The organism is Nocardia salmonicida NBRC 13393 (assembly GCF_001613085.1).
Lineage (GTDB): Bacteria > Actinomycetota > Actinomycetes > Mycobacteriales > Mycobacteriaceae > Nocardia > Nocardia salmonicida.
In genome coordinates this window covers 83,495-107,043 of the sequence record NZ_BDBR01000032.1, presented here as the reverse complement: position 1 = coordinate 107,043, position 23,549 = coordinate 83,495, and the positions used below count along the sequence as shown (strand labels likewise).

Below are 23,549 nucleotides of genomic sequence, written 5' to 3'. Positions count from 1 at the left end.
TTGTTGGTGCGTGCATTTGCAGCAGTGCGTGTGTCATCCCCGCTGGAGGCGGGGATCGGGGGTATTACTTGACGCCCGGCACTTGCGGTCCAGTGTGCCACTGGACCGCAAGAGGGTTTTATTCGCCGGTCGCCTTGGCGATGATCTCCTTGGACACATTGGCCGGAACCTCTGCGTACTGGGCGAACACCATGGAGTAGTTCGCGCGACCCTGGGTCTTGGACCGCAGGTCACCGATGTAACCGAACATCTCCGAGAGCGGAACCAGCGCCTTGACGACACGGGCACCACTGCGTTCCTCCATGGCCTGAATCTGGCCACGGCGGGAGTTGAGGTCGCCGATCACGTCGCCCATGTATTCCTCGGGCGTGATGACCTCGACCGCCATGAGCGGCTCGAGGATCACCGGACCGGCCTTACGGGCCGCTTCCTTGAGGGCCTGCGAACCCGCGATCTTGAACGCCATTTCCGAGGAGTCGACGTCGTGGTACGCGCCGTCGAGCAGGCTGACCTTCAGGTTCACCAGCGGGTAGCCGGCGAGCACGCCGTACTGCATGGCATCCTGGGCGCCCGCGTCGACCGACGGGATGTACTCACGGGGCACGCGACCGCCGGAGACCTTGTTCTCGAACTCGTAGGTCGCGCCGTCTTCGCCGACGAACGGCTCGAGGGCGATGATGACCTTCGCGAACTGGCCGGAGCCACCCGTCTGCTTCTTGTGGGTGAACTCGTGCTTTTCGACCTTCTTGGTGATGGTCTCGCGGTAGGCCACCTGCGGCTTGCCGACGTTGGCCTCGACCTTGAACTCGCGACGCATACGGTCGACGAGGATGTCGAGGTGGAGCTCGCCCATGCCGCCGATGACGGTCTGGCCGGTCTCCTGGTCGAGCTTGACCGAGAACGTCGGGTCTTCGCGCGCCAGCTTCTGGATCGCGGTGCCGAGCTTCTCCTGGTCGGACTTGGTCTTGGGCTCGATCGAGACCTCGATGACCGGATCCGGGAAGGTCATCGACTCGAGGACGACCTGGTTCTGCGCGTCGGACAGGGTGTCACCGGTGGTGGTGTCCTTCAGGCCGATGACCGCGTAGATGTGGCCGGCCGAAGCCGTCGCGACCGGCATCTCCTTGTTGGAGTGCATCTGGAACAGCTTGCCCAGACGCTCCTTCTTGCCCTTGGTCGAGTTCACGACCTGGGCGCCGGAGGCGACCTGACCCGAGTACACGCGCACGTAGGTGAGCTCACCGAAGAACGGGTGCACCGCGATCTTGAACGCCAGGGCCGCGAACGGCTCGTCGACGTTGGGCTTGCGGGTGATCAGCTCTTCTTCTTTGTTGGGCACGTGGCCGGTGGTGGCCTCGACGTCCAGCGGGGAAGGGAGGTAATCGATGACCGCGTCGAGCATGGGCTGAACGCCCTTGTTCTTGAACGCGGAACCACACAGCACCGGGTACAGCTCGGAGTTGACCGTCATCTTGCGGATGGCGCCCTTGATCTCCTCGATGGTGAGATCCTCGCCACCGAAGAACTTCTCGAGCAGTGCCTCGTCGGACTCGGCGACGGTCTCGAGCAGTTCCTGACGGTACTGCTCGGCCTTCTCCTTGAGGTCGGCCGGGATCTCGACGACTTCGTACTCTTCGCCGAGCTTGGTCTCGCCCTTCCAGACCTTGGCATTGTTCTCGACCAGGTCGACGATGCCCTCGAAGTCGTTCTCAGCGCCGATCGGCAGCTGGATCACGAGCGGGCGAGCGCCGAGACGGTCCTTGATGGTCTGCACGGTGAAGTAGAAATCCGCACCGAGCTTGTCCATCTTGTTCACGAAGCAGATACGCGGCACGTCGTACTTGTCGGCCTGACGCCACACCTGCTCGGACTGGGGCTCGACACCCTCTTTGCCGTCGAACACCGCGACCGCACCATCGAGCACGCGGAGCGAACGCTCCACCTCGACGGTGAAGTCGACGTGCCCGGGGGTGTCGATGATGTTGATCTGGTTGTCTTTCCAGAAGCAAGTGGTAGCCGCGGAGGTGATGGTGATACCACGCTCCTGCTCCTGCTCCATCCAGTCCATCGTGGCCGCGCCATCGTGAACTTCACCGATCTTGTACGTGATACCGGTGTAGAACAGGATGCGTTCGGTCGTGGTGGTCTTGCCCGCATCGATGTGGGCCATGATGCCGATGTTGCGGACCTTGTTCAGGTCGGTGAGCACGTCCTGTGCCACGAAATTCTCCCTTTTAAGTGACGGGCCGGGCAATCACCAGCGGTAGTGCGCGAAGGCCCGGTTCGACTCGGCCATCTTGTGGGTGTCCTCGCGACGCTTCACGGCGGCACCGAGGCCGTTGCTGGCATCGAGGAGCTCGTTGGCGAGACGCTCGACCATGGTCTTCTCGCGACGGGCGCGGGAGTAGCTGACCAGCCAGCGCAGCGCGAGGGTGTTGGCGCGGCCCGGACGGACCTCGACCGGCACCTGGTAGGTGGCGCCACCGACACGACGGGGCTTCACCTCGAGGGCGGGCTTGACGTTGTCCAGCGCGCGCTTGAGGGTGACGACCGGATCGGTGCCGGTCTTCTCACGCGCCTGCTCGAGTGCGCCGTAGACGATGCGCTCGGCGGTGGACTTCTTGCCGTCCATGAGGATCTTGTTGACCAGCTGAGTGACCAGCGGGGACCCGTAGACCGGGTCGTTGATCAGCGGACGCTTGGGTGCGGGGCCCTTGCGTGGCATATCAGCTCTTCTCCTTCTTGGCGCCGTAGCGGCTGCGCGCCTGCTTGCGGTTCTTCACGCCCTGGGTGTCGAGCGAGCCACGGATGATCTTGTAACGGACACCGGGAAGGTCCTTCACACGACCGCCGCGGACGAGCACCATCGAGTGCTCCTGCAGGTTGTGGCCTTCACCGGGGATGTACGCCGTGACCTCGATCGCGCTGGTCAGGCGAACACGCGCGACCTTACGGAGCGCGGAGTTCGGCTTCTTGGGGGTGGTGGTGTACACGCGAGTGCACACGCCACGACGCTGCGGGCTCCCCTTCAGGGCCGCAGTCTTGGTCTTGGTGACCTTGTCGCGGCGACCCTTGCGGACCAGCTGGTTGATGGTTGGCATAGACCGGCTTTCCTTATTGGTAATTCGCTTGGTGTGCAGTGTCTTGCAGTTCATCGAGCTTTCACTCGCACGTCAGACCACGTTTCCGTTAACCCGTGGTCGGGCGTGTCGCCGTGGCGCTCAGTGCCCTTTTCAAGGCACGCTGGAACGTATCGGCCGCTTTCGCTGGCCTACGTTCACACACGAACTTGCCCGTAGCAATCCGGGCACAGGGATCTACGATACCCGCGTGCCTGATGGGGGGTCAAAGCGGGGGGCCGCGTCAAGCCTTCTACCGGGCGAGATCCAAGGTGAGCTCGACCAATTTCTGGGCGCCCGCGCACGGATCGGGATGAGCCGAGCCGGGCCGGTAGTTGATCCACCAGCCGACGACGCCGACATCGGCGGCCGGCGCGGTGACGCCGCAGGAGTCGTTGTCGCCCGGTCGGCGCACCTGCAGCGCCCTGCGGCCCTGCACGGTGATGTCGCCGGAGAGGTAGCCCAACTTGTCGTTGGTGGCCTTCTCGTTGTTCAGCGTACCCATCTCGTACCAGTTGAGGCTGGCCATGGCTCCCCCACCGGGTGCGTCCTCGATGTCCCACATGCAGACGGCACCGCTGAACGAGGCGCTCACGCTCTTGGCCTTGCCGATGATCTCGCCGATCTTGTCCGCGGCCACCACCTCGCACTCGCGCAGCAGCTTGTCGAAGTCGGTGTTGATCGACTCACCGCCGCCACCCTTTCCCAGCGGCTGGGCACTGCCCTCGATCTTCTGGCCACAGCCTGCCAACACGAGGGTGAGCATCAGTGCCGCGGCGGCGACCTTGCCGGCGCTCACCGCAGCCGTCCCACGGTCAGCTCGGCCAGTTTCCTGGTGCGGTCGCACGGGTTGCCGCCGGTGGCGAAGATGCCGGTGGACATCGACCACTCGAAGAAGTCGTCGTCGAGTTGCACGGCGAGGTCACAGACAGTGCCCTGCGGGTCGAGCGCCATGAAGCCGGAATGCCCGCCCACGTCGATGGTCTCCGGTGCACGGCCCACGTTGGACACCCACGCCTTCTCACGTTCGATCGGACTGCCCCGGTACGAGGCGAAAGTGACGCTGGGCGAGGACAATCCGGCAGATTGCCAATTGCAGCCGGTCGCGTTCTTGTAGACCCGAGCGATCTGGCCGAGGCCCGCGAGAGTACGCACTTCGTCGTCGGTGACATGGCCGCATTCGCCCACGAAGGGGCCGAGTGAGGCGACCTTCGGTGGTGGTCGGTTGGGCCCTGTCGGCGTATCGGAGTCGCCCCCCGATCCGCACGACGTCAGCATGACTACCAAGGTCATGCCGGTGATGATCGCCGAGGGGATCCGCATGGCATGAACTGTAGTAGGTCCGCGGACCCGGTCACAGGTTGCCGCGAGCCTCCTGCTCTCGTTCGATGGCCTGAAAAAGGGCCTTGAAGTTGCCCTTTCCGAAACCGAGTGAGCCGTGTCGCTCGATGAGTTCGAAGAAGACGGTGGGGCGATCGGTGAGGGGACGGGTGAAGATCTGCAGGAGGTAGCCGTCTTCGTCGCGGTCGACCAGGATGCCTCGGCGCTGGAGTTCGTCGACCGGTACGCGCACAGCCCCGATGCGGGCGCGCAATTCCGGGTCCTCGTAATAGGCGTCGGGGGTGGCGAGGAACTCGACGCCCTCGGCGCGTAGGGCATCGACGGTGTCGAGGATGTCGCCGGTGGCCAGCGCGATGTGTTGTACGCCGGGGCCGCGATAGAACTCGAGGTACTCGTCGATCTGAGAACGCTTGCGGCCCAGTGCCGGTTCGTTGAGGGGAAACTTCACGCGGTGGTTGCCGTTGGCGACGACCTTGCTCATCAGCGCGGAGTACTCGGTGGCGATGTCGTCGCCGACGAATTCGGCCATGTTCGTGAATCCCATGACGCCGCGGTAGAAGTCGACCCAGCGGTCCATCATGCCCAGCTCGACATTGCCCACTACGTGGTCGATCGCCTGGAACACGCGCTTGCCCGGCGCGCGGGTGGAGGTGCGGGCGATATAGCCGGGGAGATAGGGGCCGACGTAGCCGGAGCGATCGACGAGAGTGTGTCGGGTATCGCCGTAGGTGGCCAGTGCGGCGGACCTGACGGTACCGAATTCGTCGGTCTCGTCATGGGGTTCGGTGAGGATCGTCGCGCCGTGTTCGCGGGCCCTGGCGACGCAGCGATCCACATCGGCGACCTCGAGGGCGATGTCGACGATGCCGTCGCCGTGGCGGTCGTGGTGGGCGACGAGGGGGCTGTCGGGGTCGACCGCGCCGGTAATCACGAACCGCGCTCCCCCACTGCGCAGCACGAACGACTTGTGGTCGCGATTGCCGGTCTCGGGGCCCGAGTACGCCTCCAGTCGCATGCCGAACGCGGACTGCAGGAAGTGGGCGCTCTGGGTCGCATTGCCGACAGCCCAGACGAGGGCGTCCCACCCGATCACCGGAAACGGATCGACACTGTCGTCGTGCTCGATCAGCCCGACGAGCTGCTGCTCAATGGTCATGACCTTAGGAAATCGCGTCGTGCCGCAGGTGGGCAACTACTCCATATTTGCCTGAACAGGCTGGCTCGAGAAGCCACCGAATGCGCGCAAATGGTGGACAATTTGAATAGCAACCGCACAGGGAGGTCTTCGTATGCGCACGCCCGCGAAATTGGATGAGCTCGATCTGGCGATCCTCACCGCGATGCACGAATTCCAGCGGGCCGGAATTCTCGAGCTGTCGAGGCGGACGAAAGTCGCGCGGGCGACGGTGCAGGCGCGGATCAACCGGATGGAGGAATCCGGTGTGATCGCGTCCTACGATCCGCAGATCGATGTCACCGCAGCGGGTTTCGATGTGCAGGCGTTCGTGACCTTGGAGATCGCGCAGGGGGCGCTCGATCAGGTGAGTTCGGAGCTCACCGCGATTCCGGGGGTGATCGAGGCGTACGCGACGACGGGCTCCGCCGATGTGTTGTGCCGGATCGGGGCCGATTCACACGCGGGATTGCAAGCGGTGTTGTTGAGCATCGACCGGACGGGTTCGGTGGTGCGGTCGCACAGCGTGGTCGTGTTGTCGACGGTGGTCGCGCACCGCACGATGCCGCTGCTGCACACGCTGACCCCGGCGGGCACCGCGAAGGCGCCCGCGTACCGGGATCAACGCTGAGGATTCCTGCCGGAGGCGTTATTGCCTGGCGAGGCGGGTCAGCAGCCCCTGTACGTGCGCCTCCGCGGCGGCGCGGGCGGACTCGGGGTGACCGGACTCGAGGGCTTCGACGATGCGGCGGTGTTCGCGCAGGGCGACGCGGCGGTTGCGGGCCGAGCACCACAGGTCGCCGCGGTAGAGGTGAGCCTGGGCTTCCAGGCGGGCCAGTTCGTCGACGACGCACGCGTTGCCGGAGGCGTCGCGGATGAAGGTGTGGAATTCCAGGTCGAGCTGGGCGTCGCGCGCGGGGTCGGTCGGATCGTCGAGGTGCGCTTGCTGGGCACTGATGATGCCGGTGAGCTTGTCGAGGTCGGCCTCGGTGAGTCGGGTAGCGGCCGCGGCGGCGGCGAGGCCGTCGAGGGCGGCGCGGACCGCGAGCACGTCGCGGATGCGGTCGTCGTCGACGGCGGCCACCTTCGCGCCCGCGTGCGGTGCGCTCACGGCGAGACCCTCGTAGATCAGCTGCTGCACCGCTTCGCGAACCGGGCTGCGGCTGACCCCGAGTTCGGTCGCCAGCGCCGGCACGCTGAGCGATTGACCCGGGGTCAGCTCGCCGGAGAGGACCATCTGCCGGATCTGCCGATGGACAGACTGGCCGAGCAGCGAGGCTTCGGTCATCGCAGTGCCCTTTCCGTTGATTGCGGCAATTATCCCTGCGGCCGGTAGTTCGCCTGCACCCGCTGAGTCAGGAAGTCCGCCGCGGTGACGGGCGGGTACTTGCCCGCGGGCCCCTGGATGACGGCGTCGCGGTCGGCCTGGGCGAAGTAGGCGATGCTGTAGCGCTCGCCCTGGTACTCGCCCTCGCCGGGGCTGCGCACGCGGTGGAAGTTCGACGGCAGCAGGTCGTCGCTCCAGCGGGTGAGCATGTCGCCGATATTGCAGGTGATCAGGCTCGACGACGCGGTGATGGAGGTCCACTCCTGTTCCGCCATCTCCTTGCCGGGACACACCTGCAACCCACCCTGACCGTCACGCTGGAAAAGCAGTGTGAGGCAGTCGAAGTCGGTATGGGCGCCGGCCCGCCAGCGCCCGGGAACGCCGCGCAGTTCCTCGGGGACGGCGAAGTAGTGCAGCAACCGCAGGGCGCTCTGGTAGCTCTCGGAGCTGGGATCGTGTGCGGCGGTGAAGTGTTCACGTTCGAAGCCGAGACGGTCGGCGAAGCACGACAGCACCCGCATCGCCACTTCCCAGGCCCGGCGCTCGAAATCGAGCACGCGGGAACGGAATCCGGCCAGTTCGGTCTCACTGGGCCACAGCTCGTCCATGTGCGGACGAGTGATCTGGTAAGACTCCTTCTGATCGGGCACGCCGATGGACGGGCGCACCTGACTCAGGCTCTCCCAGCCCGCGTTGTTCTTCTTGACCAAGGGGTACTGACCCTTGACCTCTTCGGGAAGGGCGAAGAAATCGGCGGTGGCGCCGAACATTTCGTCGATCAGATCCTGCGGGATGCCGTGGCCGGAGAGCTGGAAGAAGCCGATCTCGGTGGCGGCGGCCCACAGTTCCTCGGTGATCTCGGCGCGACGGTTCTCGAAGTCGGCGAGGTCGATGACGCGGATCTCGCGGTCGGCGGTCTCCTTGCCGAGGCCGCCCATCTGCTTCTCGCGCGAGACTTCGGACAGGTCGTAGCTGGTGGTCATGGGGGTGTCTCCTTAGCCGGTGACGGAAATGGCGGGGTCGAGGAATTCCTTGGTGACCAGGTCCTTCGCGGTCAGGCCGGTGGGCACGTTCGCGCCGCCGGCTCGCAGGATGGGTCCGAATTCGTCGATGATGCGCTGCACGCGGGCCTCGTCGAAACTGCCGAGCACGCCGTCGGTGTCGTTGCCGATCAAGCCGCCGTCGATGAGGGCCTTGGATCCGAATTCGGCCAGTTCGGCGCTGTAGGGGCTGAGCTTGGGGTTCTGTTCGACCACGTCGACGACGACATCGTTGACGTGACCGGGATCAGCTTTGAACGACGCGGTGGCCTGCTGGATCATCGGCACCAGCTTTCGCAGGCACGGGCGCAGCTCGGCGAGCTTGTCGGCGCGCACATTCACAGTGCGGGCATAGCCCTCATAGCCGACGTCTTTGAGCAGCTGGTAGCCCACCGGCTTGTTCCAGGCCCGCACTTCGTGCTCGTAGGTGAAGGGTTCGGCGTTGGCGAAGCCCTGCTGGGCGAAGGACGGATCGGTGACGAAGCGCGAGGGCGAATTGTCGTAGGAGGCGTCGATCTGATCCTTGTTCACCAGTCCACGGGCGACGAGCCAGTCCGGGTAGAGCTGGCCCTTGGACACCACGACCGGCTTGCCGGACCTGCCGATATCGGCGATGCCCTGCCAGTCGGGATTGGTCTTCGGGTCCCACATCAGCATCTGTGGGCTGTTGCGCAGCAGGGTGGTGACGGCGACGATCGGCTGCTGACCGGCGGCGGCGATGGCGTGCTCGGAGTGGGCGAGGCCGAGGGTGATGCTCTGGTCGACATACATCTGCGACGGCACGGTCTGGAAGCCGATGGCCGGACCGCCCGCGCGGATCTCCAGCTTCACGCCGGTGTCCTTGCCGTCGGCGACCAGCGGGCCGGTGATCTTGTTGTTGTCGGCGTCGACGGTGTAGCCGGGCCCGAGCAGGCCGAAGATCGGGCCGGAGTCGGTCTCGGGCGCCCACTGGAGCTGGACGACCACGGTGGCGGGGCAAGTACCGGCGAGTTGCTGCTCGGCCGGGGCGGGTTCGAGCGCGACGGCGGGTGCGTCGGTGGTGTCGTCGGAACAGGCGGACGCGGTACCGGCCAGCAGCACGGCCAGCGCGGCGAAACCTATGCGGCGCAGCGGAAGTGTCTTCATGGTTGTCCTTACAAGCTATTGGGCGGAGTTGTGCCAGCGGCCGACGCTGACCTTCTGGATGACCGTGAACACGGTGAACACGAGCACGCCGAACAGGGCGGCCAGCAGCAGCGCACCGATCAGGTCCTCGGATTGCAGACGGGCGCGGTAGGTGTCGAGCAGGGTGCCGATGCCGGGTTTGCCCTGGGCGAAGAACATGTCGCCGATGATCGCGCCGGTGACCGAAAGACCTGCCGCGGTGCGTAATCCGGTCAGCGTCGAGGGCAGAGCGGCGGGCAGTTGCAGCGACCAGAGGCGGCGCAGTCGGCCCGCTCGGCCGAGGGTGAACAGTTCCTGGAGATTGCCGTCGACGGATTTGATGCCGAACAGGGTCATCGCGATGATCGGGTGGATCGCGATGAGCACGCACACGGTGGTGCGGGCGGCGAAGCCGTAGCCGAGCCACAAGCCGATCAGCGGGACCACGGCGAGCACCGGAATCGCCTGCAAGACCACCGCGTACGGGTAGACGACGTTCTCGATCGGCTTGGCCTGGCTCATCAGCACCGCGATCGCCACCCCGAGCACCGCCGAGATCAGCAGGCCGGTGATCGCGACCCTGGCGGTAACGGCCAGCGCCTCGAGCATCACCTCGAGCTTCTTCGGGTCGGCGAGCGATTCACTGAACACCACATGCGGCGCGGGCAGCAGGAAGCGGCGGCCCTCACTGAGAATCAGCATCGACACCGCGTACCAGGTGGCCAGTGCCAGGGTGATCGAAACAACAGGCGCCACCAGGGCACTGCCGAATTTGCGCAATTGCGTAGTCGGCAGTTGCACCTTCGCCGTGGCAGGGACACGGGCCGCGATACTCACCATCAGGCAGCCTCTTTCAACGAGCGCGAGATGCGCGAAACGAGTTCGGTGAAGGCGGGTTCGAAGCGCAGTTCGCGGTCCCGCGGGTAGGGCAGGTCGACGTCGATCACCTCGTGGATGCGGCCCGGTCTGGCCGACATCACCACCACGCGCGAAGCGAGGAACACGGCTTCGGAGACCGAGTGCGTGATGAACAGGGCGGTGAAGGCGTTGTCGCGGTAGAGGCGCAGCAGCTCCTCCTGCATGTTCAGCCTGGTCATCTCGTCGAGCGCGCCGAACGGTTCGTCCAGCAGCATCAGGCGCGGTTCCAGCGTCAGCGCCCTGGCCAGCGAGACGCGCATGCGCATGCCGCCGGAGAGTTGACTGGGCAGCTTGTTCGCGAACTCCGCGAGGCCGACGGCTTCGATCGCCCGCTCGACCCGTTCGCGGCGCGTCTTGCGGTCGACACCGGCCAGTTCGGCCGAGAGTTCGACATTGCGGCGCACCTTGCGCCACGGCAGCAGCGTGGCTTCCTGGAAGATGAAGCCGATCGAATTCGTGCGCACCGCAACGGCTCCCGAGCTCACCGGCTCCAGACCGGCGGCCAGGCGCAGCAGCGTGGACTTGCCGCAGCCGGACGGGCCGACCACCGCCACGAATTCGCCTTCGCGGATGTCGAGGTCGATGTCGGTCAGGGCGAGCGTGCCCTCGTCGCCGCCGAAGCGCTTGCTCACGTCGGCGAAGGAAACCTCCATGCCCGACAGCAGCGTCCTCGCGTCGGCGTCGTTCACCGTGTCGTAGAGCGTCACCGTGATCACCTTCTCCTGCGGTATATCGGTGTTGCGTGCAACTTGTGGGTGGATCCAGTTTGAACTAACTGGATTACATGCAATGCGTTGTTCGTTTCGGACTTATTAACAGTCATCGCATGCGGATCAGGCGACGCGCGAGATCCCGATGATCGACACGGGTGCTGGCGCCGTCGCGGATCACGGCCTCGCCGTCGACCCACACGGTGTCGATCACGCGCGGCGACGCGGCGGTGAGCAGGGTGGCGCCGGGGTCGAGCACCGGCAGGCAGGCGAAGTCGCGGTCGAAGCGCACGAGCGTGAGGTCGGCGCGGTCGCCGATCGCGATGCCGGTGTGCGACGGGCGGCCGAGTACACGGCCCGCGGCGCCGGTCGCCATCCGCACCATCTGGTCGAAACCGAGCAGGTCGGCCTTCTTGTGGGCCGCACGCTGCAGATACGCGCCGATACGCAGGGCCAGCAACATGTCCTGGGTGTCGTTGCTCGCGGCGCCGTCGACCCCGAGGGTGACATCGATGCCCGCGGCCAGCATCTGCGGAACGGGGGCGACGCCGCTGCCGAGCCGCATGTTCGAGACCGGGTTGTAGGACACGGCGACACCGCGCTCGGCGAAGACCTTGCGGCCGTGGTCGTCGAGGTTGACGCAGTGCACGGCGAGGGTGCGGTCCCAGAGGAAACCGCTCGCGTCGAGGTAGTCGACGGCCGCGACGCCTGCATGCAATCGGCACATATCGTCGTCGGTGGTGGTCTCGAGAACATGTATCGACACCGTTTTGCCGGTGGCCTGCGCGTACTCGCGCGTGGTCGCCATGCCGTCGGGGGTGAGGCAGCGCGGGTTGGGCACGGCGAGCGCGGTGGTGATGCGGGTGCCGACCAGTTGCTTGTCGAGTTCGTCGACGTGGGCAAGGGCCTCGCCGAGTGGTTGCATCAGGCGCGGGTCGAGGCCCCATTTACGGGTGATGTCGGCACGGTCGGCGATGCCGCGCCCGAGGACCACGCGGATGCCGAGTTCCCGCAGCGCGCGGATCATCGCCTGATGGACCTCGTCGGACGGGCTGGGCCACATGTGTTCGACGACCGTCGTGACGCCGCTGCGCAGCAGTTCCAGGCCACCCGCCAGCGCCGAGAGGTAGGTCTGTTCCGGGGTGGCGGCCACGGTGTGTTCGCCGACGCAGCGCAGCCATTCCAGCAGCGGCAGGCCCTCGCCGACTCCCCGCAGGACCGCCTGCTGCAGGTGAGTGTGCGTGTTGACGAAGCCGGGGAGCAGGTAGCCGCCACCGCCGTCGAAACGGGGCAGGTCCGCGTGCTCGGCCGCGGCTCCCATGGCGATGACCATGCCGTCTTCGACCACGACCTCGCCGGGCGTCCAGCCCTGCTCGGTGTAGACGGTGACATCGGTGATGACTACGGACGCGACGGATTCCATGCGCGCACCTCTTTCGGGATGCGGCTGGTTCGCTCGCCGGATTCAGCGGAGCACGTCGTCCGTTGCAGCCATGAACGTCGTGGGGACGACCCTAGGAAGCGGTTGTTGCCCCGACGTTAAAGCGATGTCACAGGCGAAGGTCGGCGCCGGGCTCGAGGATCTCGACGACGGGTTCGGATTCGGCCTCGAGGAAGGCGAGCAAGGCCCCCGCTTCCGCTTCCACCTGCGCCGCTTCGGTTTTCGTCCACGGACGGGCCGGACTGATCCGCAGGCGAGCGGTCCCGGATTTGACGAAGATCTTGTACACCCCGGCCGCGAAGCCGTCGATCAGGATCGGCGAGACATTGGTAGCGAACGCGCGCAGGGTCGGCGGGTTGTCGTCGCCGGTGATCCGCGCGCGGTCTTGATGCGACAGCAGCGCGTTGTCGTACCAGCCGAGCAGCCGGACCGGGGCGGGCAGGTCGGGATCGGCGAGTTCGAGGTCGGCCGCGTCGTAGAGGGTGCGGCCCCGGGCGTCGGTGTAGGTGCGCACCCGGTCGCCGAGTTCGGCTACGGCCTTCTTCATGGCGGGTAGGCGTGACCATGCCTGCATGTCCATCGTGCTCGCCGGACCGAACGCCCGCAGATAGCGCAGGATCAACTCCGCCACCGGGTAGGTCGGGTCGAGTGGTGCGCCGAGCCATGGCTGAACCCTCGACCAGACCGGGCGGCTGTTGTCGCCCCAGCGACCACGCGGCGGCGTCTGCAGGACGGGGAGCTGATACAGCCACGTCTGCAGGACCGCACCGGCGTCGCGGTCGGGGTAGCGACGGGCGGCTTCGGCGCGCAGGTCAGCCGCCGACTTCGGCTCGTCACCGAGCGCCGCCTCCCCGTGCGCGCGCACCTCGTCGGGGTCGAGCCCGACCATCGCGCCGTAGTTGAAACCCTGACGGAACGGGGCTTTCTCGAGCTCGGGCTGAATGTGCGGCGCGATCCGCAACGCATCCGGCGGCGTGACGAGATGAATCGTGCCGCGCATCAGAGTGATCCGCACGAGCGACCGGTCGTCGAGACCCTTCGATACCGTCGCGGGATCGAAATCGGCTATCCGACTCCACAAGCCGATGAACGGCGGCGGTACGTCCTGGGCCTGCAAGCCGACCAGGTGCTCACACATCTGGTCGGTGGTCAGCGTCGAGCGCTCCAGTAGATGCTGGCGGGCCAGCAACGTCCGGTTGAGCGTTCTGTTCGACAGCTGCATTCGGCTTCCTTTGTCGACCCGCGATGATCCGCCGACATTACCGCCGACCTGTGACAGTCGGCGCGGTCAGCGCAGCTGCACGACCACCTTGCCGGTGGCGGTCCGGTTATCCAGTGCCGCAACGGCATCGGCGGTCTTGTCGAGCGGGTAGAGCACCGGATCGGGAGCGGAGATCGCACCGGAGGCCAGCAGCGGCGCGATCTCGGCCCACTGTTCGGCGAGGTAGGTGGGGTGCGACATCACCCATTCGCCCCAGGCCGCGCCGATGACCTCGACGTTCTTGAGCAGCAGGCGGTTCACCTTCACCGTCGGGATCTCACCCGCCGTGAAGCCGACGACCAGCAGTCGGCCGCCGCCCGCCAGGGAACGAACGCTGTCGGTGAAGCGGTCGCCGCCGACCGGGTCGAGGACGATATCGACGCCGCGGCCTTCGGTCAGGTCCTTCACCGCGGCGAGCCAGCCATCGGTGAGCACCACATCGGTGGCGCCATTGGCCTTGGCCACTTGGGCTTTCTCGTCGGTGCTGACCACGGCGATCACCCGGCCCGCGCCGAGCGCCTTGGCCATGCGCAGCGTGGAGGTGCCGATGCCGCCTGCCGCGCCGTGCACCAGGACCGTCTCACCCTCGGCCAGCCTGCCGCGCTTGGTCAGGCAGAAATGGACGGTGAGGTCGTTGAACAGCACGCCCGCGCCCGCTTCGAGGGAGACGTTGTCGGGCAGCACGAACACGGCATGCTCGGGGGACACGGCCACCTCGGCGACACCGTTGCCGAGCATGGTCAGCGCCGCGACCCGGTCGCCGGGGCGCAGCGACGAACCCTCCGGCGCCTCGCGCACCACCCCGGCCACCTCGCCGCCGACGACGAAGGGCAGACCCGGCTTCATCTGGTAGAGACCGCGCGTCATCAGCACATCGGGGAAGGCGATGCCCGCGGCGTGCACGTCGATCAGCACGCCGCCCGGATAGGCCACCGGCTCGGGCAGATCGACGATCTCGATCGCCGACGGTCCATCCAACTTGCCGACCTGGGCTGCGCGCATTTTTCGACACCTCTCTCTATGACATTCGCCAGCGAACATAACCCGGCGACGGGATCAACGATGGGCGAACTCGATCACCGGCTCGCTGGCGAGCACCGAACCGGCCTTGATGATCGTCAGACCGGATGCGTTGAGCTGGTACTGGGTACCGTCGGTCGGGTTGGTCACGGTGTACGCGCCATCACCGTTCGGTACCGGATCGTCGAGTTCGATCCCGGCTCCGTCGCTGGCTCGTACGCCCTTGTAGTAGTACCGCTGGTCGCCGGTATGGCAGATGACGACGCGCGATCTGGTGGTGCGGGCGATGGACATCGCGGCGTCGTTGTCATTGCACCGAGGGCCCGCGGTGAGGAAGCCTCGACCATCGGCGCCGGAGACACTCGATTGCAGTGGAGGGACGGTGGTCGTGGCCGGCGCTGTGGTGTAGCCCGTCTGGCTGCCGGTCTCGATCACGGTGGGATCGACGACACCGGACGCGGGCGGCGGCGGGACGGCCACATTGCGGCGGTCGTCGGCGTTCATCATGAACCACACCCCGATACCGACCGCCGCCAACACGATCAGCGAACCCAGCGCACCGGCCAGGATCGGAGTCGCCGAATTGCGCTGCGGGGGAATCGGTATCGGCGCCGACGGATGGGTATAACCACTTCCCTGACCGGGCCCACCCACGCTGGGGGACGCGCGAAGAACAGTGGGCTCGTGTCCCGCTGCCCGATACGCGCCAGCGGGTTGAGGTCCGGTCACGCGGCGCGTCGGCTGCGGTCCGGCGGATTGTGGGCCGGTCACGCGGCGCGTCGCATGCGGTTCGCCGGGATAGGCGACCGAGCCGCGGACCGTCGGGGGCGACTGCGAATCACGCGACAGCGCAGCGGAATCCCGAGTAGCGGGTGAACGCGGGTCGGGCGACAGCGCCCCGGAAGCCCGAGTCGGGGGCGAGTGCGCGTCGGGCGAGAAGGCCGCGGAGTCCCGAGTCGGTGGGGCTTGCGAGTCGGCCGGGACCACCGCCGAGCCACGGGTTGTCGGCGGGGAAGGAAGGTCGTCGGACCGGTTCGGCGGCGTCTGCGGGCCGGTGATCTCGATTCTGGGGCCGGATACCGTCGCGGGAGTGGAGCGTTCGGCCTGGATCAACGCAGCCCTGGCCGCGCGGGCCAGCTCGACGGGGGTGGCGTAACGCTGGTCGGGGCGCTTGGCCATGCCCCGCTCGACGACCGGGTCGAAGGTAGCCAGCGTGGAGTCGGCGGCGCTGGGGCGCGGCGCGGGCGCCATCTGATGCGAGCCGATCGCGCCCGCGAGGCTGTTCACCGGGAACGGCACCCGGCCGACCAGGCATTCGTAGAGCACACAGGTGAGCGCGTAGGTGTCCACCGACGGCGACATCGGCACACTCTCGAACCGCTCCGGCGCCATGTAGGCCATCGAGCCCACCGCGCTGCCCGCGCTGGTGAGCTGCGGGTCGGTAGCGGAGTGGGCGATGCCGAAGTCGACCAGGTAGGCGAACAGGTTGCCGGTGAGCAGGATATTGCCCGGTTTCACATCGCGGTGGACCAGGCCGATCTCGTGCGCGGCGTCGAGCGCGAACGCGATCTGCTCGACCACCTGCACCGCCTCGACGGGCGTGAGCCTGCCGTACTGCTGCAACCGCTCCTTGAGATCGACGCCCTTGACCAGGCGCATATCGATGTAGAGGACACCGTCGACCTCGCCCCAGTCGTGCACCGGGATGACGTGCGGTTCCTGCACGCTCGCCATCGCGTGCGATTCGCGGCGGAAGCGCTGCACGAAGGTGGGATCAGTAGCGAGTTCGCGATTGAGCATCTTGAGCGCGACAACACGATTCTTGGAGGTGTCGTAGGCCTCGTAGACCTCCCCCATGCCGCCGACTCCCAGAAGTCTGCGAATTTCATAGCGCCCGAACATCGAGCCCGCCATTGCTCCGCCGGCCATTACAGCAGGCTACCTGGGCGCGGATAGGTCTGTCATGTAGGACAACCGCGCCGCTACCCCCTTGGTGACCGACACCTGGTACCCCTAGTCCCGACTCGGCGTGAGGGTGTGATCTGCGACCCGTAAAGTCGTCTACAGAACTACGCAAGAAGTCGCGACGCACTGGTGTGTCGTGCAAGGAGCACACGTGTCACTCGATCAGCCACTGGCCCCGCTTCCCGAGGAGGGCACGGGTTTCGCCACGGCGTGGCCCGTCCGGGCCGGCGACGTGGATCCTTATCAACGACTGCGCCTCGATGCCGTGGCGCGCTATCTGTCCGACATCGCCTGGGACGAGCTGAATCAGACGGCTCTGCATCTCACCGATCCCACCTGGATCGTGCGCCGCACCGTCATCGACGTGGTCCGCCCGATCGTGTGGCCCGATCACGTGCACCTCGAGCGCTGGTGTTCGTCGATGTCCACCCGGTGGACGAATATGCGCACGCGCATCACCAGTGAGCGCGGCGGGCTGATCGAGACCGAGGGTTTCTGGATCAACCTCAGCGAATCGAGCAATCTGCCCGCCCGGATCAGCGACGACGGCCTCGCCTACCTGGCCCGATCCACCGACGAGCACCGCCTGCGCTGGCGGCCCTATCTCACCGATCCGGCGCCGCGCGAGTCCGACAACGACCTACCGTTCCCGGTGCGGGCGACCGATATCGACCAGTACAACCACGTCAACAACGCGTGCTACTGGCAGGCCGTCGAACAGTTCCTCGTCGACTTCCCGAAGCTGGTCGCCGGACCGCACCGCGCCGTGATCGAGTACGTGGCGCCGGTGCTGGCCCGCGAGCACATCACCGTGCGCGCCCGCCACGAACCGGGTGACCGGACCGGGCAGATGGTGCTGCGACTGTGGTTCGTGGTCGGCGGCGTCACCACCACCGTCGTCCGAATCATGCCCCTGCCGTAATTCGGCGGCTGGCGCCGCGTGTTCTCGGCGCTTGACTCCACCTCTTCCCTCCCTACGGGCACTCCTTCGTCGCACCCTTCGGTCAGTCCATCGGCGGAGGCGCGCCGAGAACCGGCCGTCGGCCGTTCCTATGGCAGCCAACACGGGAACCCGGCGCCGCGGGCCCCCGTGCCGGCTCTACGTCTAGCCCTTTGCTGCCTTGAGCAGGTCGGCGCGGGTGGTGAACTTGACCCGTGGCCTGCCTGCCGCCTTGCCCGCGGTCTTCTCGGCCTGGTCGATGGTCTTCCAGCCCTTGCGGTCGACCAGATCGGGCTGGCGCTGTGCGAGCAGCGCGCGCAGTGCGGCCCGATCGCCGGTCGGCGTGGTGAGTTTGCCCGCGATGAAGTCGGCGATCACCGCTTCGACGGTTTCCTCCGCGTCGACCCGGTTGGAGCCGATCACTCCGCGCGGGCCGCGCTTGATCCAGCCGGAGACGTAGACGCCGGGGACGGGCTCGGCGGCGTCGATGACCCGGCCGTGCTCACTCGGCACGGTGCCGCGGCGCTCGTCGAAGGGCAGGTCGGCGATGGGTTCGCCGCGGTAGCCGATCGCGCGCAGCACCAGGCCGGTCTCGATGGTCTCGGTGCGGTCGGTGGCGGTGGCCACCAATTGCCCGTTCTCCTCGGTCAACTCGTTGTGCGCGAACTCGATCCCGGTGACCGCGTCGGTGCCGTGCACGGCGGTGGGCGTGGCGAGATAGCGGAAGACGATCCGCTTGTTCGACAGGTCCGGCTGCGCCGTCGAATACTCCTGCGCGAGTTCGTACTTCAGGCGCAACGAGGGTTCGATGTTCGGATCGTCGAGCACCGCGCGGCTGTGCGGGTCGAGTTCGATATCGGCGGGGTCGATGATCACATCGACGCCGTGGCGATGGGTGAGCGCCAGGAACTCCGGTGAGGAGTAGGCGGCCTGCAGCGGACCGCGCCGACCGAGGATCACGACCTCGCGTATGTTGCTGCGACGCAGGGCGTCGAGCGTGTGATCGGCGATGTCGGTCTTGGCCAGCTCGTCCGGGTCGGCGGTGAGCACGCGCGCCACATCGAGGGCGACGTTGCCGTTGCCGACGATCACCGCGCGCTCACCGGACAGGTCGAACTCGCGGTCGGCGAAGTCGGGGTGGCCGTTGTACCAGGCCACGAACTCGGTGGCCGAGTGGCTGCCGGGCAGGTCTTCGCCGGGGATGTCGAGCGAGCGGTCGCTCGAGGCACCGACGGCGTAGATCACCGCGTGGTGGTGGTCGAGGAGCTCCTGGTGACTGATGTGCTCGCCGACCTCGACATTGAGGTAGTACTGCAGCGTGTCGCGGCGGAACGCCGACTCGAACATCTCGGCGACGCCCTTGGTGCCCGCGTGATCGGGGGCCACGCCCGCGCGCACCAGCCCCCAGGGGGTCGGCAGCCGGTCGAACATCTCGATCTCGACATCACTGCGCCGCAGTAGTTCGTCGGCGGCGTAGCAGGCCGCAGGGCCCGCGCCGACGATCGCGACGCGCAGCGTGCCCAGAGTCTTGGGCGGGCGGGCCGGGGTGCTCAACGGGTCGAAGTTCGACTCGAGCGGGTGGCGCTGGAAGTAGGCGGCGTTGATATCGCGATACCTGGCCAGCGAGGCGAGCAGGTCGTCCTCGGAGAAGATCGCGTCCACCGGGCACGCGTCGACGCAGGCACCGCAGTCGATGCAGGTGTCCGGGTCGATGTACAGCATCTCCGCCGTGGCGAACTCCGGTTGATCCGGAGTCGGGCGGATGCAGTCGACCGGGCATTCGGTGACGCAGCTGGCGTCGTTGCAACAACGCTGCGTGATGACGTAGGCCATAGGTGCAGATCCTCGAAATGTGTGGTCGGTGGCTCGAGACGCCCCCGATCAGGGCCCGTGGCGGGTGAACCACGAACCCATCGATGGTGACGCAGCTTTCAGTGTGCCTCGAGTGTGACTGCCACCTCCCCGCTGCCCGGCATTACGGTGGTCTCATGGCGGCGACCCTGATCCTGATGCGGCACGGAAAATCGGCCTATCCCGACAATGTCGACGACCACGCGCGCCCGCTCGCGCCGCGTGGCGAACGCGAAGCGGCCCTGGCCGGTGACTGGCTGCGCGCCGCCCAGCCGCCCATCGACGCCGTGCGCTGCTCGACGGCTGAGCGCACCAGACAGACGCTGGCCGCCACCGGCATCACGGCGCCGGTCGAATACACCGACGACATCTACGACGCGAACCCGCACGCTCTCATGGAGCTGATCGGGCTCACCGACGACACGATCTCGACACTGCTCATCGTCGGCCATGTGCCCGGGATTCCGTGGACCGCGTGGGAACTGGCGAGCAACCGTGAATCCGATCAGGCGACCGAACTCAGCCGTAAATTCCCCACCTCGGCCCTGGCGGTGCTCGAATTCGACCTGCCGTGGGCACAACTCGGCCCCGGCACGGGCGAGCTCACGACGTTCCACGTCCCGCGCTGAGATCATTCGGTGCGGCTCATTTGAGCAACTTGCCGCCGACGACGATGCCCACCCCCAGCAGCGCGAGGAGCACGAACGCGACGAATCCGTTCGTCAGCGCCCAGACCACGCCTAGCACGAGTACCACCGGCGCCACCGCGATAGCGGTGATCACCGGGCTCTCCTTGACCGTTTCCCAAGCCGAGCGGGCCCTGACGCGGTCGATGTCCTTACCAGCCATGTGATCCACACTACGTTTCCGCCGGACCCCGGTACACAGGCTCGCACGCACCCACATGTGATCCACATCTTGTTTCTGTCCGACCTCGCAACGATGCTTGACCACATGGATTGGAAAATCGAACTCGTTGCGATTCCGGTCACCGATGTCGACCGGGCCAAGGATTTCTACACCAGCATCGGCTTCAACGCCGATCACGACCACACCCCGACTCCGGAGATCCGTTTCGTGCAGCTCACTCCGCCGGGATCGGGCTGTTCGATCTGTATCGGGCGCGGTCTCACCAGTGCCGCGCCGGGCAGCGTCGAGGGCATGCAGATGGTCGTGGCCAGCGCCGACAAGGCCTATGAACAGCTGATCGAAGCAGGCGTGGCGGCCACCCCCGTCGAGGACATGGGCTGGGGCCGGTTCACCTTCTTCGCCGACCCCGACGGCAACAAATGGGCTATCCAGGAGCTGCCGACCTACAGCTGAATTCGTCCGCCCGTGAGAATAAGTCTTGCTTGGAGCGCACTCCAGGTGGATAGCTTCTAGGAAGTTCCACGGGAAGGGACGAGCACGATGGATCAGGACGCGGCGCTTCGCGACGACAGCGGCGACGACGAGCACGGGCGCCCGAGGTATTCGATCGGCCAGGTGGCGCAACGATCGGGCCTGAGCCGCGACACGCTGCGCTGGTACGAGCGGATCGGGCTGATGGGCTACATCGGTCGCGATCACACCGGCAACCGCCGGTTCAGCGACCGCGACCTGGAGTGGCTGGCGCTGATCGGGCGGCTGCGGCTCACCGGCATGCCGGTGGCCGACATGATCCGCTACGCCGAACTGGTCCGGGCGGGTGAACAGACCTACCCCGATCGGCTGGAGATGTTCCGGCAGACCAGATCCGATGTGCTCGACAAGATCGCGGAGCTGCAGCAGACCGTGGCCGTTCTCGACTACAAGATCGGCGTCTACGAAGGCCGATCCGATGTGTCGCGTCCCGCCACGATCACCGTGCACACGAGCGAAGGAAGCGACACATGAGCACCACCGCGACACTGCCGACCACCACTCTCGGCGCCGACGGACCGCTGATCGGCACCCAGGGCCTCGGCTGCATGGGCATCAGCGAGTTCTACGGCGACACCGACGCGGCCGAATCGCGGGCCACTCTCGACCACGCGCTCGAACTCGGGGTCACCCTGTTCGACACCGCCGATGTGTACGGCTCCGGCCACAACGAGGAATTCCTGGCCGATTTCGTCCGGGCCAACCGCGAGAACCTGCTGATCGCCACGAAGTTCGGCATCGTGCGCAAGGCCGACGACCCGTCCTTCCGCGGGTTCGACAACTCCCCCGCCTACATCCGCGCGTCGGTCGATGCCAGCCTGCGCAGGCTCGGCGTCGACACCATCGACCTGTACTACATGCACCGGCGTGATCCCGCGGTGCCGATCGAGGAGACCGTCGCGACGATGGCCGAACTCGTCGCGGCGGGCAAGGTGCGGGCGCTCGGGCTGTCCGAGGTGACCGGCGACGAGTTGCGCGCCGCGCACGCGGTGCACCCGATCGCGGCGCTGCAGTCGGAGTGGTCGCTGTTCTCGCGCGACGTGGAGCACACCGCGGTGCCCGCCGCGGCCGAACTCGGGGTGGCGTTCGTGCCGTACTCGCCGCTGGGTCGCGGTTTCCTCACCGGTGCGTTCACCTCGGCGAAAGATCTGAGCGACAAGGACTTCCGTCGATTCCAGCCTCGCTTCACTGGCGACAATGCCCAGCACAACGCCGAATTGCTCGCGCCGTTGGCCGCGATCGCCGCGGCGCACGACATCACCCAGGCCCAAGCCGCGCTCGCGTGGGTGCATGCCAGGGCGGGGGTGCACAATCTGTCGGTGGTGCCGATCCCCGGTACCCGCAAGCGGACCAGGCTGGCCGATAACGTCGCCGCGGCGTCGGTGCGTCTGTCCTCGGACGAACTGGCGACGCTGGAACCGATCGCCGGGCAGGTGGCGGGCAGCCGGTACGCGGATATGTCGTTCACCTCGGCCGGTCGCGAATAGGATCGCCACCATGACCGATGCCACCGCCGATCCGCAGCGCCGTGTCGTGCGCAATGTCGAGAAGAACCGCTACGACGTGTTCTTCGACGATGAACTCGCCGGTTTCACCGAGTACATCGAGCGCGACAACGACACCGACTTCATCCACACCGAGATCGACGACGCGTTCGCGGGCAAAGGGCTCGGCGGGGTCCTCGCCCGCCAGGCCGTCGAGGATGTGATCGCGCGCGGACGTACCGTCACCGCGCACTGCTCGTTCATTCGCGGCTGGCTGGACAAGCACCCCGAGTACGACGCGCATGTGGTGGGCAAGGGCATCGCGCAATGAGCGACTTGGAGATCGACCCGGACGAGGCGCTGTGTGAGCCCTCGCCTCGGCCGGGTTCGATCACCGAGTCGTACCCAGCCAGGGAGGTGCCGCTCGGCGGCGTACGCGGGGTGTACGTGGAACGCACACTGCCGCAACGGGATCTGCCGACCGTGGGCGCGTGGTGTTTCCTCGACCGGTTCGGTTCGGCGTCGGCGACCGAGGCCGGCGCCTCCCCCGACATCCTGCCGCACCCGCACATCGGCTTGCAGACGGTGACCTGGCCGCTCGACGGCCGCATCCGGCATCGCGATTCGGTCGGCTCCGACGTGGTGATCGAACCGGGTCAGCTGAACCTGATGACTTCCGGTCGCGGCATCGCGCACTCGGAGTTCGGTGTGCCCGGCGCCGAGTCGGCCAACGGCCTCCAGCTGTGGATCGCGTTGCCCGGCACCGCGACGGGCGTCGATCCGCATTTCGAGCAGCATCGTGAACTGCCGATCTACGCGGCACCGGGCCTGCGCGCCACCGTGCTGATCGGCGCGCTGGGTGGAGTCATCTCACCGGCGAAGGCGTACACACCGATCGTCGGGGCCGACATCCTGCTCGATCCCGGCGCCGAGGTGCGGCTGCCGCTGGAGCGCGCGTTCGAGCACGCGGTGCTGGTGATCGCGGGCACAGTGACCGTCGACGGCACCGATCTCGCCCCTGGACCGCTGTTGTACCTGGGTACCGACCGCGACGAATTGCGGCTGTCCAGTACCGACGGTGCGCATTTCGCGCTGATCGGCGGCGAACCCTTCGCCGAGGAGCTGGTGATGTGGTGGAACTTCGTCGCCCGCAGTCACGACGAGATCGTCGATGCCCGCGAGGCGTGGGAAGCCCGCGACATCAGCCGCTTTCCCACGGTCGTCGGTCACATCCCCGACGAGCGCATACCTGCCCCTCCGCTACCGCCGTTGCGCTTGAAGCCACGCAAAAGAGCGACCGGCTGCAATCACCGCTGACTCGACACCGAGGTCGAATCGCAGCCCCGAATCAGCCTGCGCGCGAGCCGAATCGGCAGAACCGGATCAGTCCGCGCGTGCACCCGATGCGGCTCTC

The 23,549-nt window shown here is 66.8% G+C and carries 25 protein-coding genes; 8 read left to right on the top strand and 17 right to left on the bottom strand.

Annotated elements, in window-relative coordinates; genetic code table 11:
- Window positions 1–118 precede the first annotated feature (118 nt).
- The 6 genes from fusA to hppD all read right to left on the bottom strand — a co-directional run bounded on the left by fusA (window position 119) and on the right by hppD (window position 5,616).
- Window positions 119–2,221: an elongation factor G gene (gene fusA / locus NS1_RS27030; RefSeq protein ID WP_056814212.1), complete on the bottom strand. Its 2,103-nt coding sequence runs from the start codon at window positions 2,219–2,221 to the stop codon at window positions 119–121.
- 33 nt (window positions 2,222–2,254) lie between these two features.
- The gene (gene rpsG / locus NS1_RS27025) at window positions 2,255–2,725 is read right to left on the bottom strand and encodes a 30S ribosomal protein S7 (protein WP_056814216.1); all 471 of its coding nucleotides are present in this window, start codon (window positions 2,723–2,725) and stop codon (window positions 2,255–2,257) included.
- A gap of 1 nt (window position 2,726) precedes the next feature.
- Window positions 2,727–3,101 (bottom strand): 30S ribosomal protein S12, encoded by a 375-nt coding sequence (rpsL, locus tag NS1_RS27020; protein ID WP_056814220.1) that lies wholly within the window; start codon window positions 3,099–3,101, stop codon window positions 2,727–2,729.
- Window positions 3,102–3,372: 271 nt separating this feature from the next.
- Complete coding sequence (locus tag NS1_RS27015; protein WP_062988918.1) at window positions 3,373–3,918, bottom strand: DUF3558 domain-containing protein; 546 nt, start codon at window positions 3,916–3,918, stop codon at window positions 3,373–3,375.
- Window positions 3,915–4,442 carry a DUF3558 domain-containing protein gene (locus NS1_RS27010; RefSeq protein ID WP_062988916.1) on the bottom strand — a complete coding sequence of 176 codons (528 nt, stop codon included), beginning with the start codon at window positions 4,440–4,442 and terminating at the stop codon, window positions 3,915–3,917. Before NS1_RS27010 ends, NS1_RS27015 begins: the two co-directional genes overlap by 4 nt.
- 31 nt (window positions 4,443–4,473) lie before the next feature.
- The gene (hppD, locus tag NS1_RS27005; RefSeq protein WP_062988914.1) at window positions 4,474–5,616 is read right to left on the bottom strand and encodes a 4-hydroxyphenylpyruvate dioxygenase; all 1,143 of its coding nucleotides are present in this window, start codon (window positions 5,614–5,616) and stop codon (window positions 4,474–4,476) included.
- Between the two features lie 133 nt (window positions 5,617–5,749).
- Here hppD and NS1_RS27000 point away from each other — a divergent pair, with 133 nt between their 5' ends.
- A complete protein-coding gene (locus NS1_RS27000) occupies window positions 5,750–6,265 on the top strand; it encodes an Lrp/AsnC family transcriptional regulator (RefSeq protein ID WP_062988912.1) in 516 nt (171 codons plus the stop codon).
- A gap of 18 nt (window positions 6,266–6,283) precedes the next feature.
- Here the strand turns inward: NS1_RS27000 and NS1_RS26995 are convergent, their stop codons facing one another.
- From NS1_RS26995 to NS1_RS26955, 9 genes are all read right to left on the bottom strand, one after another.
- Entirely contained in the window at window positions 6,284–6,922 is a 639-nt protein-coding gene (locus tag NS1_RS26995) for a GntR family transcriptional regulator (protein WP_062988910.1), read from the bottom strand.
- A gap of 29 nt (window positions 6,923–6,951) precedes the next feature.
- Complete coding sequence (locus NS1_RS26990; protein ID WP_062988908.1) at window positions 6,952–7,944, bottom strand: isopenicillin N synthase family dioxygenase; 993 nt, start codon at window positions 7,942–7,944, stop codon at window positions 6,952–6,954.
- A 12-nt stretch (window positions 7,945–7,956) separates the two neighbouring features.
- Entirely contained in the window at window positions 7,957–9,126 is a 1,170-nt protein-coding gene (locus NS1_RS26985) for a substrate-binding domain-containing protein (RefSeq protein WP_062988905.1), read from the bottom strand.
- Between the two features lie 15 nt (window positions 9,127–9,141).
- Window positions 9,142–9,984, bottom strand: coding sequence for an ABC transporter permease (locus NS1_RS26980; protein WP_062988903.1), 843 nt, complete (start codon window positions 9,982–9,984; stop codon window positions 9,142–9,144).
- Window positions 9,984–10,769: an ABC transporter ATP-binding protein gene (locus tag NS1_RS26975; protein WP_062988974.1), complete on the bottom strand. Its 786-nt coding sequence runs from the start codon at window positions 10,767–10,769 to the stop codon at window positions 9,984–9,986. The genes NS1_RS26980 and NS1_RS26975 overlap by 1 nt, the downstream gene beginning before the upstream one ends.
- Before the next feature lie 112 nt (window positions 10,770–10,881).
- Window positions 10,882–12,195, bottom strand: a complete 1,314-nt coding sequence (locus tag NS1_RS26970) for an amidohydrolase family protein (protein ID WP_062988901.1) — start codon at window positions 12,193–12,195, stop codon at window positions 10,882–10,884.
- Between the two features lie 127 nt (window positions 12,196–12,322).
- On the bottom strand, window positions 12,323–13,435 hold the full coding sequence (locus NS1_RS26965; RefSeq protein WP_062988899.1) for a winged helix DNA-binding domain-containing protein: 1,113 nt from the start codon (window positions 13,433–13,435) through the stop codon (window positions 12,323–12,325).
- A 66-nt stretch (window positions 13,436–13,501) separates the two neighbouring features.
- Window positions 13,502–14,476 (bottom strand): NADPH:quinone oxidoreductase family protein, encoded by a 975-nt coding sequence (locus NS1_RS26960; RefSeq protein ID WP_062988897.1) that lies wholly within the window; start codon window positions 14,474–14,476, stop codon window positions 13,502–13,504.
- A gap of 54 nt (window positions 14,477–14,530) precedes the next feature.
- Window positions 14,531–16,423 (bottom strand): serine/threonine protein kinase, encoded by a 1,893-nt coding sequence (locus NS1_RS26955; RefSeq protein WP_084504463.1) that lies wholly within the window; start codon window positions 16,421–16,423, stop codon window positions 14,531–14,533.
- Between the two features lie 187 nt (window positions 16,424–16,610).
- Here NS1_RS26955 and NS1_RS26950 point away from each other — a divergent pair, with 187 nt between their 5' ends.
- Entirely contained in the window at window positions 16,611–17,381 is a 771-nt protein-coding gene (locus NS1_RS26950) for an acyl-[acyl-carrier-protein] thioesterase (protein ID WP_056814260.1), read from the top strand.
- Window positions 17,382–17,564: 183 nt separating this feature from the next.
- Here NS1_RS26950 and NS1_RS26945 read toward each other — a convergent pair whose 3' ends face one another.
- Window positions 17,565–19,232, bottom strand: a complete 1,668-nt coding sequence (locus NS1_RS26945; RefSeq protein ID WP_062988893.1) for an FAD-dependent oxidoreductase — start codon at window positions 19,230–19,232, stop codon at window positions 17,565–17,567.
- 155 nt (window positions 19,233–19,387) lie between these two features.
- Here NS1_RS26945 and NS1_RS26940 point away from each other — a divergent pair, with 155 nt between their 5' ends.
- Window positions 19,388–19,879: a SixA phosphatase family protein gene (locus NS1_RS26940; RefSeq protein WP_056814265.1), complete on the top strand. Its 492-nt coding sequence runs from the start codon at window positions 19,388–19,390 to the stop codon at window positions 19,877–19,879.
- A 16-nt stretch (window positions 19,880–19,895) separates the two neighbouring features.
- On the opposite strand, the gene NS1_RS26935 is transcribed toward NS1_RS26940, so the two are convergent.
- Window positions 19,896–20,099, bottom strand: a complete 204-nt coding sequence (locus NS1_RS26935) for a hypothetical protein (RefSeq protein ID WP_062988972.1) — start codon at window positions 20,097–20,099, stop codon at window positions 19,896–19,898.
- A gap of 105 nt (window positions 20,100–20,204) precedes the next feature.
- Between NS1_RS26935 and NS1_RS26930 the strand changes: the two genes are divergently transcribed.
- From NS1_RS26930 to NS1_RS26910, 5 genes are all read left to right on the top strand, one after another.
- Window positions 20,205–20,573 carry a VOC family protein gene (locus NS1_RS26930; protein WP_062988891.1) on the top strand — a complete coding sequence of 123 codons (369 nt, stop codon included), beginning with the start codon at window positions 20,205–20,207 and terminating at the stop codon, window positions 20,571–20,573.
- Between the two features lie 87 nt (window positions 20,574–20,660).
- On the top strand, window positions 20,661–21,125 hold the full coding sequence (locus NS1_RS26925) for a MerR family transcriptional regulator (protein WP_062988890.1): 465 nt from the start codon (window positions 20,661–20,663) through the stop codon (window positions 21,123–21,125).
- Window positions 21,122–22,138, top strand: coding sequence for an aldo/keto reductase (locus tag NS1_RS26920; RefSeq protein WP_062988888.1), 1,017 nt, complete (start codon window positions 21,122–21,124; stop codon window positions 22,136–22,138). The genes NS1_RS26925 and NS1_RS26920 overlap by 4 nt, the downstream gene beginning before the upstream one ends.
- A gap of 10 nt (window positions 22,139–22,148) precedes the next feature.
- Window positions 22,149–22,466 carry a GNAT family N-acetyltransferase gene (locus tag NS1_RS26915; protein ID WP_062988885.1) on the top strand — a complete coding sequence of 106 codons (318 nt, stop codon included), beginning with the start codon at window positions 22,149–22,151 and terminating at the stop codon, window positions 22,464–22,466.
- Window positions 22,463–23,452, top strand: coding sequence for a pirin family protein (locus NS1_RS26910; protein WP_062988883.1), 990 nt, complete (start codon window positions 22,463–22,465; stop codon window positions 23,450–23,452). The genes NS1_RS26915 and NS1_RS26910 overlap by 4 nt, the downstream gene beginning before the upstream one ends.
- The last annotated feature ends 97 nt before the right edge of the window (window positions 23,453–23,549 follow it).